This window comes from Paenibacillus sp. YN15 (assembly GCF_003285005.1).
In the GTDB taxonomy this organism is placed as follows: Bacteria; Bacillota; Bacilli; order Paenibacillales; family NBRC-103111; genus Paenibacillus_AR.
Map to the genome: position 1 here is coordinate 299,195 of NZ_QMFA01000002.1, position 18,861 is coordinate 318,055.

Below are 18,861 nucleotides of genomic sequence, written 5' to 3' on the forward strand. Positions count from 1 at the left end.
TTGTTTCAAGCTCACAGTCATTATATGAAAAGTGGCTTTCAAAAGATATTTTCATTCTGGCGCAGTTTGTATCCTATTTTGGCATTGTGGATGGAGGAGGGCGCATTGACAAAGACGGCGAAGGACATTATGATAAAGACAGAATAACATTTAGATGATTGGCTAAATATTAAATTAAGGAGAATCCCGGGATGAACGATTCCTTTAAAGCCTTATCCGATCCGACCCGGCGCCAGATTCTCCGGCTGCTCCGGGAGAAGGACCGTACCGCAGGCGAAATTGCCGACTTTTTCAATATGACCAAACCCAGCATTTCCCATCATCTCAATGCCTTGAAGCAGGCCGGACTGGTGCTGGATGAGCGCCAAGGGCAGCATATTATCTATTCCATCAACACATCGGTGCTCCAGGAAGTGATGGGCTGGTTTCTGGATCTGCTGGGCAAAGAAAATACAGACGAATCAGGAGGGGACAATGTATGAAATGGAACCGGAAAGATGTTGCCATGCTGCTTATCGGGCTGATTCCGGCTATCGTTGCTTTACTCAATTACAGCAAGCTCCCATCGCAAATGGCCACTCACTTTAATGCCAATAATGAGGTGGACGGCTTTATGGCCCGCCCTGTGGCGGTTGTTATGCTTCTTTTTTTGGGGGTGGGCGTCCCTTTGCTGTTGAAGGTGGCCCGCAAGGTTGATCCCAAGGCAGGCAATTATGCCAAATTCGAGGGCGTTTACGAAATGTTCCGCTGGGTGATGTCCATTTTTATGATGACGGTGGGCCTGTTCCTGGTGATGTACAATTTGGGCTATGACTTGAACGTGAAGCTGTTCACCAGCCCGCTCATCGGTCTGCTGTTTTTGATCCTGGGGAACGTGATGGGCAAAATCCGCTTCAATTACACCTTCGGCATCCGGACCCCATGGACGCTGTCCAATGAGGAAGTGTGGCGCAAAACTCACCGGATGGCCGGGCCGATCTGGATGGCCGCAGGCGTTGTTATGGTTGTGGGCGCGTTTGTCCCGGGCAGCTGGTCGCTGCCCCTGACCTTGTCCACCATCGCTGTCATAGTGGTGATCCCCACGGTCTATTCCTACTGGCTCCACCGCCAATTGAAGGCCTGAACCATAAGGATGTTCCGCCTCCCTAATTGTGCTATGATAAAGTCATGCCCCAAAAGTTACGGCAGGCTGCGACGCAGATTCCGGGTACTTTTTGGGGGAACCCCGTACGAAAGAAAAGATATTGTCATTCGATTAGGAGGCACCGTGTAACATGAAGCTGGTAACGAGTCTGCTTAAAATCGCTTTGCCCCTGGTTGTGATCTTTCTCTTGCTGAAGGTTCACATCCTCTTGGGAATTGCCGCGGCTGTAGCTATCGTGGTGTATTTCTTCATCCGCAACAAATCCGCATTTTTTGCCTATTTGGGCAACATGAACTACCAGCAGGGCAAGCAGCAGGAAGCTCTGATGTGGCTGAATAAGGCCGCTGCCGAGAAAAACTGCAAGGCGATGCATCTGTTGGGCTTCAGCTTCCTTCTGCTGCGGCTGGGCAAGCTGGAGCAGGCCCAGGAGATTCTGGTGCGCGCCGAACGGATGTCTCTCAGCCGGGAGGAGAAGATGGCCTACCTGACCAATGCCTCGCTGCTGTTATGGAAGCAGGGCAGGCTGGATGAAGCGACAGTCATGCTGGAGGAAGCCCAAAGCGAATACAAGAATACCAACCTGTATGGAAGCCTGGGGTATTTCTATATTTTATCCGGGGACTTGGACAAGGCTTTGGCTTATAATCAGGAAGCCTTTGACTACAACAACAAAAGCGCGGTGATTGCCGACAATCTGGGTCAGACCCGGCTGCTCCGCGGGGAGTATGAAGAGGCGCTGGCGATGTACGAGGAGTTGGCCGGCCAGAAGCCTACTTTCCCCGAAGCCTATTATAACTACGGTCTGGTGCTGGAGGCTCTCGGGCGTTCAGAGGAAGCGCTGGAGCAGATGGAGAAAGCCTTGGGTTACCCCACCTCCCTGCTCAGCACCGTTACCCATGAAGAGATAAAAGCCAAGATTGCCGAGCTGGAGCATAAAACAGGCGTTTCCCGGAACGAGGAAGCGCCGCCGGAAGAAGAGGGAGAAGACCGGTCTTCCCAACAGGAAGCATAATCAAATCAGCATACAGCCCCCGTCGAAATCATTTCGGCGGGGCTGTTTTTTTTGTCCGCGGCGGTGACACACTAGGGGTAACAAGCGAAGCGCCATATGCCGCGCAGAAACCGGAGGGCGGACAAGGGGATGAACCGCCGGATTTTGATTATCGAGGACGAGCAGCGGATTGCCAGAATTCTGGAGCTGGAGCTGATCAATGAGGGGTATATCGTGGAACTGGCTGCAGACGGCGTCCAAGGACTGGCCAGAGCAATTCAGGAGGAATGGAGCTGCATCCTGCTGGACCTGCAATTGCCGGGGCAAAGCGGCTTTCAGGTGCTGGAGGGAATCAGGAAGCAGGATTCCCGGACGCCGGTGCTGATTCTAACCGCCAGGGAGGCGGTGGAGGATAAGGTGAAGGGGCTGGATCTGGGAGCCAATGATTATGTGACCAAGCCTTTTGAATTCTTGGAGCTCTCCGCCCGCATCCGCTCCCAGATCCGCGCCAGGCAAAGGGAGGAAGCGCCTGCCGAAGAGGATTTGCTGAAGCTGGATGCGCTGACTGCCGACCTGAAAACCAGACAGGTCCGGCGGGAGGGGAAGCTCATCGATTTAACCCCCCGGGAGTTTGATCTGCTGGCGTATCTTCTCAAGCACAAGGGCCAGCCGGTAGGGAGGGAGGCTCTGCTGTCCGAGGTCTGGGGCTTCGACTTCGCCGGACAGACCAATCTGGTGGATGTCTATATCCGCTACCTCCGCCAGAAAATCGACCAGGGCTTTAAAAAGAAGCTGATCGCCACAGTCCGGGGTGTGGGCTACAGCATTCAGGAGCCGTAAGCCATGAAGCTGAAAACGAAAATCCGTATGTATACCATCGGCGGACTGGTCTGTATCCTGGTTTTTTTCAGCCTTTTGATCTATGTGTTTTTTGTCCGCTTCAGCACCAACGCCGAATTAAGATTGCTGTGGACCAGAGCCCAGACCATTCTCCGCAAGCCGGAGGTGCGGAATGCGAAGGATTGGCAGGAGCCGGAGCTACTTCAGGAATTTTTGAGCGAGCGGATGATGATCCGCATCATTGACCCGGCCGGCATTGTCCGCTCCCAGATTGTAAGCGATCCGGCGCTGGCCTCCCTTGCCCCCGTGTACCGAACCTCCTACCATACGCGGGTGGTTGCCGTTTGGGCTGAACGGCGGATTTATATCCAGGTGCCCATTTTGACCGTGCAGGGCAAACGCCAGGTCGGGGTATTGGAGCTGGCCAAATCCTTTCATTTGGCCAGAGGCTATTTGCGCATTCTGCTGATCACGTTAGCCTCCGGAAGCCTGGTGGGAATCCTGGTGGCCGTTTGCGCCGCATTTTTTTATGTGAAATGGATTTACAAGCCTGTGGAGGCATTGGCGGAAACCATGGAGCAAATTGAACGAAGCGGCAGCTTTACCCGGCTGGACCCATTGTTTGCGGAAGGGGATGACGAGTTTGGCCGGCTTGGCGGCACCTTCAACCGGATGATGGACAGGCTGGAGGAAAATTACCGGCGGCAGCGGGATTTTGTGGAGGATGCGTCCCATGAGCTGCGCACACCTCTGACCGTGATCCAGAGCTATGCCGGGATGCTCCACCGTTGGGGAAGCGAGAATCCTGCCATCCGCCGGGAAGCGGTGGCCGCCATTCAAGCGGAAGCGGACAGGCTGAAGGAGCTGGTGGCCGGACTTCTCCAATCGGCGGATGCGGACAGTCAAGGAGGCCAACGGGCTGCCCCGCACACGGAGGTGGATTTGCTGGAGCTTGCAGGGAAAACGGCGGAGGAGATGAGCCTGTCCTTTGATCGGGACATTATTCTGCACGCCCAGCCGGATGTCTCCTTCCTTGTGTACGGCAGCGGGCAGCAGCTGAAGCAGATGCTGATCAATCTGCTGGACAATGCCATCAAATACAGCAGCCTGCCGGTTGAGGTCCATTTGGAGCAGGATGGCCGTTGGATCATGCTTGATATCCGGGACCAGGGCGATGGAATTGAGCCGCATCATCTCTCCAGGATTTTCGAGCGCTTTTACCGGGTGGATGAAGCCAGGACCCGCAGCACCGGAGGAAGCGGGCTGGGCCTGTCCATTGTGGAACGGATTGTGAAGGAGCACGGCGGAACAGTGGAGCTTAAGAGCCAGCGGGGAAAAGGCACCACAGCCGCAGTCAGGCTGCCGTCCCATATAGAAGACCGCCCTGAGGAGCAGGGCGGTCTGTAGATGGCGGGGAGATTATTTTATTACCCGGCGGGCGGTAATGTAATGGGAGCTCCACCAGGAGGAGTTCAGGCTTGAGTATTTGACTCCGCCTGCGCCGTAGGTGTGCAGGATTTGTCCGTTGCCGGCATAAATGCCCACATGGGCGATTTTGCCCCCGGACTTGCTGGTGGAGAAGAACACCAGGTCTCCTTTGCGAAGATTGCTTTTGGACACATAGGTGCCGACCTTGGCTTGGCTCTGGGATTCCCGCGGCAGGGAGATGCCCACTTTTTTGAAGACATATTGGGTGAAGGACGAACAGTCGAAGGTAGAGGTTACGCCTGAGGGCGATCCGAATTTATATGGAGTTCCGAGATAGCGTCTGCCGATGGAGATGACGTTATCCGCCTTCGTAGCCGAAATGGAGGCCGCCGCTTCCGTCTCCATTGTCACGGAGCTGGAGGCTGCGAAGGCCTGGGACGGATGCGCCAGGCCAAGGCCTGTCCAAGCGAGGCCTAAGCTGAGTCCTACAACAGCCACAGGTCGGAGAATGCGAGTACGTATAGTCATGATGATGCCTCCTGTTGATTGAATTTGTGCCCGAGAGCCGGATAAGGCGATAAAAATGGCGGTCCGGACCGGATGGTAATGAAAGCGATATAATGCCTTGGCTTACCGGGCTAACGCCAGTATACCAGAACTGAAATTTCATGAATTTGGCAAAGACCCGGCAAAACCTTGCCGCCACTGGGATTGAAAGCGTTTATTAGAATCTCATGAGAATTCCACTGTCAAAATGTCTTGACATTTGCCCCGACTATGCATGTGCCCATTTGCTCCTTCCTGCATAAAGTGAAGAAGGCTACGGCAACGACTTGAGCGGAAGGAAGGTCGCATATGCTGAACATAGGCGGGATACCGTATGGGATAAAGGATGAAGAGGCTGCATTTGCCGCTGTCAGACGGAATATTATCGGCGGAGACCGGATCATCCGCACACCCGGCGGTCCGAGGAAAATGATTTATGCGGACTGGTGCGCAAGCGGAAGACTCTATGGGCCTATCGAGGATTACATGAAGCATTACATAGGGCCGCTGGTCGGCAATACCCATACGGGTTCCAATGCCACCGGGGCGTCCATGACCATGGCATATTCCCTGGCGGGAAGCATCATCAGGCGCCACGTCCATGCGTCGCCCCGGGATGTGCTGATGTTCTGCGGAACAGGGATGACGGGAGCGGTGAACAAGCTCCAGCGGCTTCTGCAAATCCGCGCCCCCAAAGGGCTGCAGGATCGATTATGCCTGCCCGCGGAGGAGCGCCCGGTTATTTTCATCACCCATATGGAGCATCATTCCAACCATATCTCATGGCTGGAGACCACCGGCGAGGTGGTGATGGTGCCTCCGGACGAACAGGGTCTGGTCAGTCCGGAAGTGCTGGATCGCGTGGTGTCCTGCTATGGGGACCGGCCGCTTAAGATCGGCGCGTTTACCGCCTGCTCCAATGTAACCGGGCTCATGACGCCCATTGCCGAGCTGGCGGCAGTGATGCACCGGCACGGCGGCCTGGCCTTCGCGGATTACAGCGCGTCTGCGCCTTATGTGGATATGGATATGTATCCGCCGCTGCCGGGAGGCTGGCTGGATGCGCTGTACTTCTCGCCCCACAAATTCCTGGGGGGGCCGGGCACCAGCGGCGTGCTGGTGATGCACGGCAGACTGCTGGGCAGTTCTGTGCCGGATGAACCGGGCGGAGGGACAGTGATCTGGACGGACCCATGGGGAAAGCGGACCTATCTGGGGAATGCGGAGGAGCGGGAGGACGGGGGGACGCCGGGATTTTTGCAGGCGATCCGGGCGGCATTGTGCATCAAGCTGAAGGAGGAGCTGGGAACCGGGGCAATGCTTCGGCGGGAGGAACGGCTGCTTGAGCGGCTCTGGCCCTATTTGGACAGCTGTCCCGGCCTTCATGTGCTGGAAGGAAGGCACCGCTGCAGGCTTGGCATTGTTTCCTTTCATATAGAAGGACTTCATTACAAACTGGTGACGCGGCTCCTAAATGACAAGTTCGGCATTCAGGCCAGAGGCGGCTGCTCCTGCTCGGGCAGCTACGGCCATTATTTATACGGCATCGGTCCGGATGCTTCGGATTATATCCACCATCAGATTTTGAGCGGCAATTTGGAATGGAAGCCGGGCTGGGTGCGGATTTCCCTTCATCCCGCCATGTCGGAAGAAGAGGTTGACGCCATCGGCAGGGCGGTCCGGGACATTGCCCGGCACGGCCGCACCTGGGGAGAGGAGTACCGGATGGACCGGATTACGGGAGAGGTCATCCATACAAGCGGGGCAGAGGCGGCGGAGTGGGATGCAACCGAGGAGCTGGAGGCGGAATGGCAGGGACTATTGAAGCAGTCCCTCCAGCTCCCCAACCTTCAGAATGTCCACCGTGGCATCGTCGAAGGCAATCCAGCCCTGGTCCCGCATGTAGCACAGCTCCCGTGACAGGGAGGGTCTGGCGCTGTTCAGATGCTCCGCCCATACCCGCTTATTGAACGGAATGCGAATGCGTTCCGTTTTTTGCTGTTTCATTTCCTTGATCAGGAAATGGGCGATCCGCTGGCGGAGGGTTCCCAGGGAGAGAATTTCAATGCGCTGGTTCAACAGAACAAGCCGCTCGGACATGTTCTGCATAAATAGCGCCATAATTTCCGTGTCCAGCGCAAACAGGGCCAACAGCTCCTTTTTGGTGAACATGAGAATGCTGGCGGACTCCGCGGCAATCACGGTGGCCGGGTAGATATTGGTCTTGGAGAAAATCACCGCTTCCCCGAAGGTGCTGCCGGTGGAAAAACGGGATACCGTCACTACCTTGCCTGTGGAGTACATTTTCTGCACCTCGATAATTCCGGTGATGACAATGCCTATCCGGTCGGCAGGCTCGCCCTCCCGGACGATCTGCTCATTGCGGGAGTAACTGCTTACCGAAGGGTTGATCCGGGCTAAAATGTCGGTGATTTCCTGCTCTGTTTTGTTGCGGAACAGCATGTTCTTCCGCAAAGCGGCGGCATGGGGATTCATAATTGTGACACCTCTGTGACAAAGAATATAGCGGTAACATCCGTTACCGTCTGTTTAGAAACAGTCTACTATACTGAATGTAATACATGCAACGACAAGATGTCTGCCTGAAAAGAGAGACGGGCAGAATCCGGAAAGGGTGACGACGATGAAGCGGAGTATTATTCATATTCATGAAGAGCTGTGCAACGGCTGCGCGTTATGTGTGGATGCCTGTCATGAAGGCGCTATTGAAATCGTGAACGGCAAAGCGGTGCTGATCAGCGACATCTACTGCGACGGATTGGGGGCCTGCCTTCCCAACTGCCCTACAGGCGCCATCGAAATTCTGGAGCGGGAAGCGGAGGCGTTTGACGAGGCGGCGGTGGAGGAACGGTTGGCCCGAATGAAGCGGGAGGAAACGCTGAAGCAGCAGACCGATAGCCGCGGAGCCATGGCTCCGGGTGGTCATCACGGCCACCATGAACATGCGGGCCATCACGCCCACCACCACGGTCACCAGGGGATGGGCGGCTGCCCGGGGTCCATGGCGAGGAAGATCGAACGGCCGGCTTCGACGCCGGTTCAGGAGGCCCCCAAGGCCGAGGCCGTTGAAGCGGGAGGAGGTCCGGCTTCCGAGCTCCAGCAATGGCCGGTTCAAATCTCCCTGGTGAACCCGTCCGCCTCCTTCTTCCAGGACGCTCACCTTCTGGTGGCTGCGGATTGCACCGCTTTTGCGTATGCCCGGTTCCATCAGGATTTTATCCGCGGCAGAATTACCGTTATCGGCTGTCCCAAGCTGGATGACAATGCGTATTATGCGGAGAAGCTGGCGGTTATTCTCAAGCAGAACAACATCCAAAGCATCACCGTGGTCCGCATGTCCGTCCCTTGCTGCGGCGGCATTGTGCAAGCGGTGAAGCAGGCCATGCTGGCGAGCCAGACCATTGTGCCTTACCGGGAAGTCACCGTCGGCATCGACGGCCAGCTGATATCTTAAAAGTACCCCCAAAAGTGAAGCCAAGCTTTGAAGTGTATTCCGGGTACTTTTGGGGGAGCCCCCGAAGATCTAAACCCAGAATCATCCCCAAACCGATGCAAGTGAAAGTAAAATATAAACAGAGGTTGAGAGGAGCAGGAAAATGTCCAATATGTTCTGTTATCAATGCCAGGAAGCTGCAAAGGGTACAGGCTGCACCATTCAAGGGGTGTGCGGCAAAACCAGCGATGTAGCCAATCTTCAGGATCTGCTGCTGTTTGTGCTGAAGGGAATCTCCTATTATAGCGTGAAGGCCCGCAAAGCGGGCGTCAACCTGGAGGCTGCTGACAAGGCCATTTTGGACGGCCTGTTTGCCACCATCACCAACGCCAACTTTGACCGCGAAGTATTCATTAACCGGATTCGCAAGGCGCTGGAGCTGCGTCAAGAGGTGAAGCAGGCTGCGGAAGCGGCAGGCGTCATATTTCCGGTCGAGCTTCCGGAAGCTGCCGTATGGTCGGCTTATGAAGAGGCCGAGCTGGAAGCCAAGGCTGCCACTGTAGGCGTGCTGGCCACCGGCAACGAGGATGTGCGTTCCCTCCGCGAGCTGCTGACCTACGGCTTGAAGGGGATGGCGGCTTATGCCGAGCATGCCTACCAGCTTGGGTTTACGGACAACGCTGTATTTGCCTTCACCACCAAGGGGCTGGCGGCAACGCTGGATGACACCCTGGGCGCGGAAGAGCTGATTGCCCTGAACATGGAAGCCGGTCAAGTGGGCGTATCCGTCATGGCCCTTCTTGACACCGCCAACACCAGCACCTACGGCCATCCCGAAATCACCAAGGTCAATATCGGCGCAGGCAAAAACCCCGGCATCCTGATTTCCGGCCACGATCTCCGCGATATGGAAGACCTGCTGAAGCAAACGGAAGGCACCGGCGTGGATGTATACACCCACAGCGAAATGCTGCCAGCCCACTACTATCCCGCCTTCAAAAAATACAAGCACTTCGTCGGCAACTACGGCAACGCCTGGTGGAAGCAGGACAAGGAGTTCGATAGCTTCAACGGTCCGATCCTCATGACCACCAACTGCATTGTTCCGCCGAAGGAAAGCTACAAGGACCGCATTTACACCACCGGTCAAGCCGGTTTCCCCGGCGTGAAGCATATCGCTGACCGCGAGGAAGGCGGCGCCAAGGATTTCTCCGCGCTGATCGAGCAAGCCAAGACCTGCCAGCCTCCCGTTGAAATCGAAACCGGCGAGATTGTCGGCGGCTTCGCCCACGAAACGGTGCTGAGCCTGGCGGACACTGTAGTAGGAGCCGTGAAATCCGGCGCCATCAAGCGTTTCTTCGTTATGGCAGGCTGCGACGGCCGCATGAAGAGCCGCGACTATTACACTGAGTTCGCCGCCGCGCTGCCCCAGGATACGGTGATTCTGACCGCCGGCTGCGCCAAGTACAAGTACAACAAGCTGGAGCTGGGCGACATCGGAGGCATTCCGCGGGTACTGGACGCCGGCCAATGCAACGACTCCTACTCCCTGGCCGTGATTGCCCTTAAGCTGAAGGAAGTCTTCGAGCTGAATGACATCAACGAGCTTCCCATTTCCTACAACATTGCCTGGTATGAGCAAAAAGCAGTCATCGTGCTGCTGGCCCTCCTGTACCTGGGCGTGAAGAACATCCACCTGGGACCGACACTGCCGGCATTCCTGTCGCCGAACGTGGCCAACGTCCTGGTGAACACCTTCGGCATCGCCGGAATCGGCAGCGTTCAAGAGGATTTGGACCTGTTCCTGGCTGTTTGATAATCGATTTCAACTATCATAATATATACAGAGCTTGGACACATTTTAGCCACACTTCCTCCTGTCAAGGGGGATTTTTTTTTCGATTTTATGATATACACTTAGGTGGAGGATAACTATTGGAAAAGGGAGTGTTACAGAATGGCAAAATATACAGTTGTTGAAAAAGGCGAGTGCATCGCTTGCGGTTCCTGCGGAGCAACTGCTCCCGAAATTTTCGACTTTGATGCAGAGGGTCTGGCTGAAGTGGTATATGAAGGCGACAACAACAAGGGTGTAACCGCCATCGAAGGCGACTTGGTTGAAGCTCTGGACGAAGCAGTGGAAAGCTGTCCCACCAGCTGCATCAAGGTTGCCGAGGTTGCTTTCGCGTAACATAAGCCCCGTTCTTATCTTTCGTTGATCAAGCCCGTTCATTCTCCGGCTGCCGGGGAGCGGACGGGCTGTTTGTTGCTGCAGCAGATAACAGCCCCCATCATGGAATCGGATCAAGAAAGGGCAGGTTTTGAGGATTTATGAAAACATACATAACGGATATGCTGCAGTTTTCCCCCGGCGTCCGCCGGTTTCTCATGACGGAGACACTGCTGGGGATCGGATTGGGCATGGCCACCTTGCTGCTCAATCTGCATCTTCTGGCGCTTGGGTTGACGGAAACACAGTTGGGCGCCATTTCATCGGCGGGCAGTATTTGCATGGGCGCAGTCTCCATTCCCTGCGGGCTCCTGGCCAACCGGTTCGGCCGCAAGAAGCTGCTGGTGCTGGGAGTTGGGCTGATGGGGATCGGGTACGGGGGATTTGCCTTCGCAAATGAGCTGTGGCTGTTGTTCCTGGCGCAGATCATGCAATCTGTGGGGATGAGCCTTCTGGTCACCACCGAAATTCAACTGCTGTATTCCTACAGCACCTCCCGGCAGGAGGAGACCCGCGGCTTCAGCATGTTGTTTGCGGTGTTCACCTTATTTACGGGCGTGGGCACCTTGGCAGGCGGATTTTTGCCCCGGCTCTTGGGCGGCGCCCGGACGGATTACCAATGGTCGCTCTTGGCGGCCGGCTTGTGCATTCTGGCCTGCAGCGTCCTCCGGCTGGCGGTTTTCCCCCGGGAGCAGGCGCCGCCTGCCGCATCCCGGAAGAAGTCGGCTGCCTCCGGAAGCGGCGGGGGCCGCGGCCGGCTGAAGCTTCCCGGCAAGGCGGTGTGGATTTTTTGCGGGATGAATTTGCTTTTGGCCGCCTTCGCCAGTTTTGTAGAGCCGTTTCTGAATGTCATTATCAAATTCCGGCTGGAGTGGCCGGACGGAATGGTCTCTCTGCTCCTTACCCTAAACGGGCTGGCCCAATTCATCGGCTCGTTTCTGATGCCTGTCCTGCTGGAGCGGCTCGGCATCCGGCGGACATACCGGCTGGTGTTTCTGACCACTCTGCTGGGCACCCTGCTGCTGGCGGCGGCGGTTCCGGCCGCGGCCTTCTCGGTTCTGCTGCTGATCCGGGGCGGAGCCTCCATTGTCACCAATAACCTGGTGCTTACCCACACCATGTCCGTCACCTCCGAAGCGGAGCGCAATGCTTATGCGGGCATCCGCCAGGTCACCCGCAGCATTGGCGCCTCCGCCGCCATCTATACGGCAGGCATTCTGCTGGCCGGCAAGAATTATGCCTTGCCCTTCCTGGGCGGCGGAATTATGCTGGCCGCATCGTGGATTTTCTTCCGGGTATGGGTGGAGCCATTGATCGAAGCGGGCATGGCCCAAAAGGAAAAGGGTTAAGGAGCATGGCTCCCTAACCCTTTTTTTGCATTGCCTTCAACAGCTCCGCCAAATTGCCCAGAGGCAGATTGGGCTCCGAATCGCCGGTTTCATAGACGGTATGGGTGGTATAGATGGATTCGTCGGCGGCATTGTTCTCCGCCAGCTCAAAATCGCCGTAAGCGGCAATAAACACCTTGGCGGTATTGGCGGCATCGTCCACAGCCCGGTGGTGGGAGCCTTCAAAACCGATCTCCAGCAATTCCAGCGCCTTCTTCAGGCCAATCTGGCGGTAGGTGCCGTCGCCGCTGCGTTTGCGGGAGAATTGCTTTTGAATATCGTTGTGGTTGCGAATCCAGTCCAGCGGAATCTTGTGCTCGTTGCAGCTTTTTACCAGCTGGTATTTGTCATCGGGCCCCCAGGCGCACATATAGTACGGCTCGGCGCCGATCCAGCTGCGGAAAGCTTCGATGGCTGCGCCAAGCGGCGGCGCATTCTGGATATCCTGGTAGGTGATGCCGGTAAAAGCGGTGGTGTGCTGGTTGAAGGATGCGTCCCGCAGGGGCTTGACAAAGGTTTGGAAGGAATCCGTTATTTTCAGCTGCCCTTCCGCTTCCCGGACGCGGACGGCGCCGATCTCTATAATCTCGGCCAGCCATTCCTGCCTGCGGATCACGGTAAACTCCAGATCATACACGATAACATTCATACAAGAGGACACCTAACTTTCCAAATTCAAATAATTTATGCAAGAATACGTGCTAATTGTAATACGAATACGCGGCGCATACAAGGCGGCGCTCCGTTCCATTCATAGTTTTTTCGGGAAAAACCTGTTACAATGAGAAAAACTGTGGTCAACTCAACAAACAGTCACAACAGTAACGGTTGTTGCGTGATTGAAATAAGCCAGGTGGGATAACATGCGCATCGGTTTTTTTGACTCGGGTGTGGGCGGCGCGACGGTTCTGGCCAAGGCGCTCGGCTCTATGCCCGAAGAGGACTTTTTGTATTATGCGGACACCCTGCATGTCCCCTACGGCGAAAAACCGAAGGAGGAGGTGCGGGGCCATATTTTTGATGCGGTGGCGCAAATGGTGGACGAAGGCATTAAAGCGCTGGTCATTGCCTGCAATACGGCAACGAGCATTGCCGCCAAGGAGCTGCGCGAGCGATATTCCTTCCCGATTATCGGCATGGAGCCGGCGGTTAAGCCGGCGGTAATGCGCACTGCGGGGAGCGAGAAGCGGGTGCTGGTGTTTGCCACCAGCCTGACGCTGAAGGAGGCCAAGTTCCAGCAGCTGGTGTCCGCCGTGGACCAGCGTCATATCGTCGACCATTTGGCCCTTCCCGGGCTGGTGGAGCTGGCGGAGCGGGGAATCTTCAGCGGCCCGGAGGCGGAGGGCTATCTCCGGAGGGCGCTGGCCCCCTTCGACCTTGGCCGTTATGGCACGGCTGTGCTGGGCTGCACCCATTTTCCGCTGTTTCGCCCTGTGTTTGCCGAGCTTTTGCCCGCCGGAACCGATCTCATCGACGGGGCGGAGGGGACTGTCCGCCACCTGAGGGCGACGCTGGAGAAGGCGGGCCTGGCGGGCGGCGGAAGCGGCCGGTTGGAATTTATGTCGTCCGGGAAATCGGCGGATACACAGGCCGTCTTTCAGGCGGCTCTTCATGCCGCGGCGGATATGGAAAGGCAGCTGCGGCGGCCGTAGCGGGGCCGGGATGATGTTCAAATGGGAGGAATGGAGCATGAAGATCATATTTTATGGACATTTCTGCTTTACGGTGGAGCATGATGGAGTGCGGCTCATCATTGATCCGTTTCTTTCCGGCAATCCGGCCGCGGGGCTGAAGCCGGATCAGGTTCAGGTGGACGCTGTGATTCTCACCCATGGCCATGACGATCATTTCGGCGATGCGCTGGAGATTGCCTCCCGGTGCGGCTGCCCGGTGATTGCGATTCATGAGCTGGCGCATTTCTGCGCCGGCAAGGGAGTGGCCGCCCACGGCATGAATCTGGGAGGCACCTGCCGGACGGAAGGGTACTCCGTCAAGCTGACCCCTGCGCTGCACAGCAGCTCCGTATCCACCGGCGGCCAGCTGCTGTACGCCGGGGAGCTGCACCGGATCGATGCCGCGGCTCTGCCCATTGGGGACAATTACACCATGGGGCCGGAGGAGGCTGTGCTTGCCGCTCAATGGATTTGTCCGGGCGTGGTCATCCCCGCCCATTACGATACGTTTCCGGGCATCCGGCAGGACCGCCACGCTTTCGCCGCCGCGTGCGAAGCAGCAGGCATCCGCTGTGCGCCGCTTCTGCCCGGCGAAAGCATCGAGATCTGACGAGCCGTTTGGGCAGTCGGCAGGTTAACCCTTCCCGAGATTGCCGCCCACTCTGCGCTGGCTGCCTCGGAGAATATTGGAGAATAGCAGGTGAAATCCCGTTTTGGAGGAGCGAAAGCTCTGTCCGGGCGGGATTTTTTGTTGGGGGAGCATCGGGGGGCGGATGGGAGGGGCGGCGATTGGATAGAAGGAGCTAACTTGTATTTGGATTGGGCAATAGCGGACAATGCCCTTCCGCTATTGACTGGCCTCCTGGCCATCAGCACGATTAGCGGAAAGTTTGTTTCCGCTATCTGCCCTGTAGGTAAAGAAGGCTTTCGGCTGTTTTCGGTTAACGGAACTAAGTTCCGTTTGCTCTTCCGAGGAACAGGGATAGGCGATAGACTCCAGGAAAAAACGATTATAGCGGGCAATTCCGTTGACCCTTTTGCAGCCGGCATGGTAGAGTTCAACTTGTTGTTCCGTGAGGCGCTCCTTTCCTTCATATGGGGATTGCGCAAAATCCTGCCTCATGGTAAGATTCAAAAAGAGAATAAGTGTTCGCATGAACGGTAGGCGAACATGGATAAACGGGGTGCTTCACACAATGTTTTCTGTGCTGCGCAAGCTTGGCTGGTTCTTCCGGCTGGAATGGAAGCGATATACAATTGCCCTTGTCATCCTGGCTTTCGCCGGAGTGACGGATGTTTTGCCGCCCAGGCTCATCGGCCTGTTCATTGACGGCATCCAGCAGGGGACCCTCTCCGCAAGCAGGTTTTTCTCCATGATCGGGTTGTGGGTGGCCGTTACGGTGATCGGATATGGGATGAACTACACCTGGCAGTATAAGCTATTCGGCGGGGCCTTCGTGCTGGAGCGGACGCTGCGGAGCAGGCTGATGGGCCATTTTCTAAAAATGACCCCCACCTTCTACGAACGGAACCGCACAGGAGATTTGATGGCCCGGGCCACCAACGATTTGAAGGCGGTGTCCACCACCGTTGGCTTTGGCATCCTCACTCTGTCGGACGCCACCATCTACATGAGCACCATTCTGGTGATGATGGTGGCGGTCATCAGCTGGAAGCTGACTCTGGCGGCGCTTTTGCCGCTGCCGTTTATCGCTTGGGCCATGAAGCATTACGGCAAACTGATTCACGAGCGTTATATGAAGGCCCAGGATGCCTTCGGCCAGTTGAATGATCAGGTGCTGGAATCGGTCTCGGGAGTGCGGGTGGTCCGCGCCTTCGTTCAGGAGGGGGCCGATGTCCGCCGTTTCCGGGACAAAACCGGGGAGGTTCTGGATAAGAACATTGCCGTAGCCAGGATTGACGCCATGTTTGAGCCTACGCTGAAGATTCTGGTAGGGCTAAGCTATATCATCGGAATTTGCTACGGGGGCTTCCTCGTGTTCAAAAACGAAATCACTCTGGGCGAGCTGGTTTCCTTCAACGTATTTCTCGGCATGCTCATCTGGCCGATGTTTGCCATCGGCGAGCTGATCAACATTATGCAGCGGGGCAATGCCTCCCTGGACCGGGTCAATGAAACGCTGGGGTACGCGCCGGATGTCCGGGAGGCCGATGCTCCCGATCAAGTAAGCAAGCCGGATACCATCGAATTCCGCAAGGTGACCTTCCGCTACCCTTCATCGGCTGTGGATAATTTGCAGGAGATCACCTTTTCTCTGCGTCCCGGCGAAACCCTTGGCATCGTCGGAAAAACCGGCAGCGGCAAAACCACCCTGCTGAAGCAGCTGCTGCGGGAGTACCCGGCAGGGGACGGCGAGATTTCCATATCCGGAGTGCCGATTCAGCGCATCGGGCTTTCCGCTCTGCTGGGGTGGATCGGCTATGTGTCCCAGGAGCCCATCCTGTTCTCCAAAACCATCCGCGAGAACATTCTGTTCGGAGCGGAGCACGCCACGGAAGAAACTCTGGAACGGGCACTGGCCAGGGCATCCTTTGCCAAGGATATCCGGTTTTTGCCCCAGGGGCTGGATACTCTGGTGGGGGAAAAAGGGGTGGCTTTGTCCGGCGGACAGAAGCAGCGGGTAAGCATTGCCCGGGCGCTGATCGCCGACCCCGAGATTCTGCTTTTGGATGACGCGCTTTCGGCAGTGGACGGGCGGACCGAGGCGGAAATTATCGAGGGCATCCGCCAGGAGCGCCGGGGCAAAACCACGCTTATCACCACGCACCGGCTGTCTGCGGTGCAGCATGCCGACCGTATTCTGGTTTTGGAGGACGGTTGTGTGATTGAAGAGGGAACCCATGACCAGCTGGTTCAGCTGGGCGGATGGTACAAGGAGCAATTTGACCGCCAGAAGCTGGAGGAGGCTCTCGGTGGAGAAGCGGTTTGATTGCAGATCACGGTAAGAATTGCCGATCACGGTAAGATTGCGGATCAAGGCAAGGTAACGGCACGGACCAGGAAATTTTTCGGGAAGGTGAGTCTCCATGCAGTCCACAGGCAGGCGATTGTTGGGTTATGCGCTGCTATATAAGAAAATGATCATTCTGGCCCTCGTGTTTCTGGCCTTGGCGGTAAGCACGGAAATGGCCGGGCCGATCATCGCCAAACGGATGATCGATACCCATATTATGGGCATTGAAAACACCTGGTATCAGGTGTCTGGACCAGGGGCATATACCGCCGAATACAACGGAGCCCATTATAAGCGGCAGGATCATGCTGCAGAAGGGGAAGCCAAGGGGGCTGCCGGGCATATTCTGCAAATCGGCAGGACCTACTATTGGCTGGACGGCCAGGTGCGCACAGACGGCCGCAGGACGGCGGCCGCCGGTTCCGTCACCGTCGAAGGGGACTGGGGCAGCGCCAGCTATCCGGCAAAAGCCTTGTCCGCTGCGGAGCTGTACCCGTTCTACCGCCCGGAGTTTCCCGCTCTTCTTCTGTCGGCGGCCGCCTACTTTGGCCTTCTGCTGATTGGCGCAGGCTTCGCCTACGGCCAGCGGCTGTTTCTCCAGACCAGCGCCAACAAGATCGTCAAGCGGATGCGGGATGATGTATTTGCCCGGCTGCAGCGGCTGCCGGTCAGCTACTTTGACCGTCTGCCCGCAGGCAAGATCGTCTCCAGAGCCACCAATGATACGGAGGCGGTCCGGGAGCTGTTCGTGGCGGTGCTGGCGAACTTTTTTACCGGGATTATTTACATTGCGGCCATTCTCACCGCCTTGTTCCTGCTGAACGTGCGGCTGGCGCTGATTGCATTGCCCATTGTGCCCATACTGATCATTTGGATCGCTTTGTACCGCCGTTATGCAGGCCGGTACAATAAGGCCATCCGCTCCAAAATTTCCGACATCAACGGCATGATTAACGAATCCATCCAGGGAATGGCGATTATTAAGGCTTTCCGGCGGGAGCCCTCGATTAACGGGGAGTTCGAGTCCCATAACGGAGAGCTGTATACCTACCAGAGCAAGCTCCTGAATCTGAATGCCTTCACCACGCATAATCTGGTGAACTGTGTGCGGAATGTGCTGTTTCTGGTGCTTATTCTGACGTTCTGGAACGGTTCCTTTGGCACAGGGGTCACGGTGGGTGTGCTTTATGCCTTTATCGACTACATGAACCGGATGTTCCAGCCCATTGTGGGCATCGTCAACCAGCTGACCAATCTGGAATCGGCCAGAGTGTCCGCGGAGCGTGTATTTCAGCTGCTGGACGAAGAAGGGGATGAGGTGGCGGAGGGAACCATTCCCCGGTATAAGGGAGAGGTGGCCTTCCACAATGTGTTCTTTGCCTACAAGGATCAAGAATGGGTGCTGCAGGATATCCGCTTCCAGGCGGCCCAGGGAGAAACAGTGGCGTTGGTGGGCCATACGGGCTCGGGGAAAAGCTCCATTATGAATCTGCTTTTCCGGTTTTATGATGTCCAGCAGGGAAGCATTACCATCGACGGCCGGGACATCCGGGAATGGCCCAGGCAGCATTTGCGGGCCCATATGGGAATTGTGCTTCAGGACCCGTTTATGTTCACCGGCACCATCGCCTCCAATGTCAGTCTGGATGACCCTTCCATCAGCCGCGAGAGCGTTGTTCAGGCGTTGAAGGATGTGGGCGCTTACGATATGTTCATGAAGTTTCCCCAAGGCATTGACGAGCCGGTTGTAGAGAAAGGAAGCACATTGTCCCTGGGGCAGCGGCAATTGATTTCCTTTGCCCGGGCGCTGGCCTTTAATCCGGCCATTCTGATCCTGGATGAAGCCACGGCAAGCATCGATTCGGAGACGGAAAGCCTGATCCAGAAGGCGCTTGATGTGGTCAAACAGGGAAGAACCACCTTTGTGATTGCCCATCGGCTGTCCACCATCCGGCAAGCGGATCAGATTCTGGTGCTGGATCACGGGAGGATTGCGGAGCGCGGCAATCATGACCAACTGATGGCGCTGGAGGGAAAATACTTCGGCATGTATCAGCTTCAATCTGGATTTGCCGCAGCAGCCAGCGTATCCTAAGGAGCGCCTTTAACAACCGCCTTGTGCAACGGAGTACATCCGTTGATGCCAAGGCGGTTTTTCATTTGCGCCTGCAAAAGCCTTTAGACGCTTTGCT

At 56.4% G+C, this 18,861-nt stretch carries 18 protein-coding genes; 15 read left to right on the forward strand and 3 right to left on the reverse strand.

Annotated features, from left to right (window positions below; translation table 11 throughout):
• Positions 1-191: 191 nt before the first annotated feature.
• From DQG13_RS03190 to DQG13_RS03210, 5 genes are all read left to right on the forward strand, one after another.
• The gene (locus DQG13_RS03190) at positions 192-482 is read left to right on the forward strand and encodes an autorepressor SdpR family transcription factor (protein WP_113018173.1); all 291 of its coding nucleotides are present in this window, start codon (positions 192-194) and stop codon (positions 480-482) included.
• Entirely contained in the window at positions 479-1,123 is a 645-nt protein-coding gene (locus DQG13_RS03195; RefSeq protein WP_113018175.1) for an SdpI family protein, read from the forward strand. Before DQG13_RS03190 ends, DQG13_RS03195 begins: the two co-directional genes overlap by 4 nt.
• Positions 1,124-1,274: 151 nt before the next feature.
• Complete coding sequence (locus DQG13_RS03200; protein ID WP_113018178.1) at positions 1,275-2,156, forward strand: tetratricopeptide repeat protein; 882 nt, start codon at positions 1,275-1,277, stop codon at positions 2,154-2,156.
• Positions 2,157-2,285: 129 nt separating this feature from the next.
• The gene (locus tag DQG13_RS03205) at positions 2,286-2,975 is read left to right on the forward strand and encodes a response regulator transcription factor (RefSeq protein WP_113018180.1); all 690 of its coding nucleotides are present in this window, start codon (positions 2,286-2,288) and stop codon (positions 2,973-2,975) included.
• Positions 2,976-2,978: 3 nt separating this feature from the next.
• Positions 2,979-4,382: a sensor histidine kinase gene (locus DQG13_RS03210; protein WP_113018181.1), complete on the forward strand. Its 1,404-nt coding sequence runs from the start codon at positions 2,979-2,981 to the stop codon at positions 4,380-4,382.
• A gap of 12 nt (positions 4,383-4,394) precedes the next feature.
• Here DQG13_RS03210 and DQG13_RS03215 read toward each other — a convergent pair whose 3' ends face one another.
• Entirely contained in the window at positions 4,395-4,931 is a 537-nt protein-coding gene (locus DQG13_RS03215) for a C40 family peptidase (RefSeq protein WP_113018182.1), read from the reverse strand.
• A 327-nt stretch (positions 4,932-5,258) separates the two neighbouring features.
• Here DQG13_RS03215 and DQG13_RS03220 point away from each other — a divergent pair, with 327 nt between their 5' ends.
• Entirely contained in the window at positions 5,259-6,869 is a 1,611-nt protein-coding gene (locus DQG13_RS03220) for an aminotransferase class V-fold PLP-dependent enzyme (protein WP_113018184.1), read from the forward strand.
• On the opposite strand, the gene DQG13_RS03225 is transcribed toward DQG13_RS03220, so the two are convergent.
• Complete coding sequence (locus DQG13_RS03225) at positions 6,768-7,445, reverse strand: Crp/Fnr family transcriptional regulator (protein WP_113018186.1); 678 nt, start codon at positions 7,443-7,445, stop codon at positions 6,768-6,770. The genes DQG13_RS03220 and DQG13_RS03225 overlap by 102 nt on opposite strands.
• Positions 7,446-7,593: 148 nt before the next feature.
• Here DQG13_RS03225 and DQG13_RS03230 point away from each other — a divergent pair, with 148 nt between their 5' ends.
• The 4 genes from DQG13_RS03230 to DQG13_RS03245 all read left to right on the forward strand — a co-directional run bounded on the left by DQG13_RS03230 (position 7,594) and on the right by DQG13_RS03245 (position 11,982).
• Positions 7,594-8,424 carry an ATP-binding protein gene (locus DQG13_RS03230; protein WP_113018188.1) on the forward strand — a complete coding sequence of 277 codons (831 nt, stop codon included), beginning with the start codon at positions 7,594-7,596 and terminating at the stop codon, positions 8,422-8,424.
• A gap of 142 nt (positions 8,425-8,566) precedes the next feature.
• Entirely contained in the window at positions 8,567-10,219 is a 1,653-nt protein-coding gene (hcp, locus tag DQG13_RS03235) for a hydroxylamine reductase (protein ID WP_113018189.1), read from the forward strand.
• 141 nt (positions 10,220-10,360) lie between these two features.
• Positions 10,361-10,594: a ferredoxin gene (locus DQG13_RS03240; RefSeq protein ID WP_113018191.1), complete on the forward strand. Its 234-nt coding sequence runs from the start codon at positions 10,361-10,363 to the stop codon at positions 10,592-10,594.
• Positions 10,595-10,734: 140 nt separating this feature from the next.
• Positions 10,735-11,982: an MFS transporter gene (locus DQG13_RS03245; protein WP_113018193.1), complete on the forward strand. Its 1,248-nt coding sequence runs from the start codon at positions 10,735-10,737 to the stop codon at positions 11,980-11,982.
• A 13-nt stretch (positions 11,983-11,995) separates the two neighbouring features.
• Here DQG13_RS03245 and DQG13_RS03250 read toward each other — a convergent pair whose 3' ends face one another.
• Entirely contained in the window at positions 11,996-12,670 is a 675-nt protein-coding gene (locus tag DQG13_RS03250) for a 3'-5' exonuclease (protein ID WP_113018195.1), read from the reverse strand.
• Positions 12,671-12,884: 214 nt separating this feature from the next.
• Here DQG13_RS03250 and murI point away from each other — a divergent pair, with 214 nt between their 5' ends.
• The 5 genes from murI to DQG13_RS03275 all read left to right on the forward strand — a co-directional run bounded on the left by murI (position 12,885) and on the right by DQG13_RS03275 (position 18,764).
• Entirely contained in the window at positions 12,885-13,673 is a 789-nt protein-coding gene (gene murI / locus DQG13_RS03255) for a glutamate racemase (protein ID WP_113018197.1), read from the forward strand.
• 37 nt (positions 13,674-13,710) lie between these two features.
• Positions 13,711-14,304 carry an MBL fold metallo-hydrolase gene (locus DQG13_RS03260; protein ID WP_113018286.1) on the forward strand — a complete coding sequence of 198 codons (594 nt, stop codon included), beginning with the start codon at positions 13,711-13,713 and terminating at the stop codon, positions 14,302-14,304.
• A gap of 90 nt (positions 14,305-14,394) precedes the next feature.
• Positions 14,395-14,859 (forward strand): hypothetical protein, encoded by a 465-nt coding sequence (locus tag DQG13_RS03265; RefSeq protein ID WP_113018199.1) that lies wholly within the window; start codon positions 14,395-14,397, stop codon positions 14,857-14,859.
• A gap of 31 nt (positions 14,860-14,890) precedes the next feature.
• Positions 14,891-16,645, forward strand: coding sequence for an ABC transporter ATP-binding protein (locus tag DQG13_RS03270; protein ID WP_113018201.1), 1,755 nt, complete (start codon positions 14,891-14,893; stop codon positions 16,643-16,645).
• A gap of 97 nt (positions 16,646-16,742) precedes the next feature.
• Entirely contained in the window at positions 16,743-18,764 is a 2,022-nt protein-coding gene (locus DQG13_RS03275) for an ABC transporter ATP-binding protein (protein ID WP_113018203.1), read from the forward strand.
• Positions 18,765-18,861: the final 97 nt, after the last annotated feature.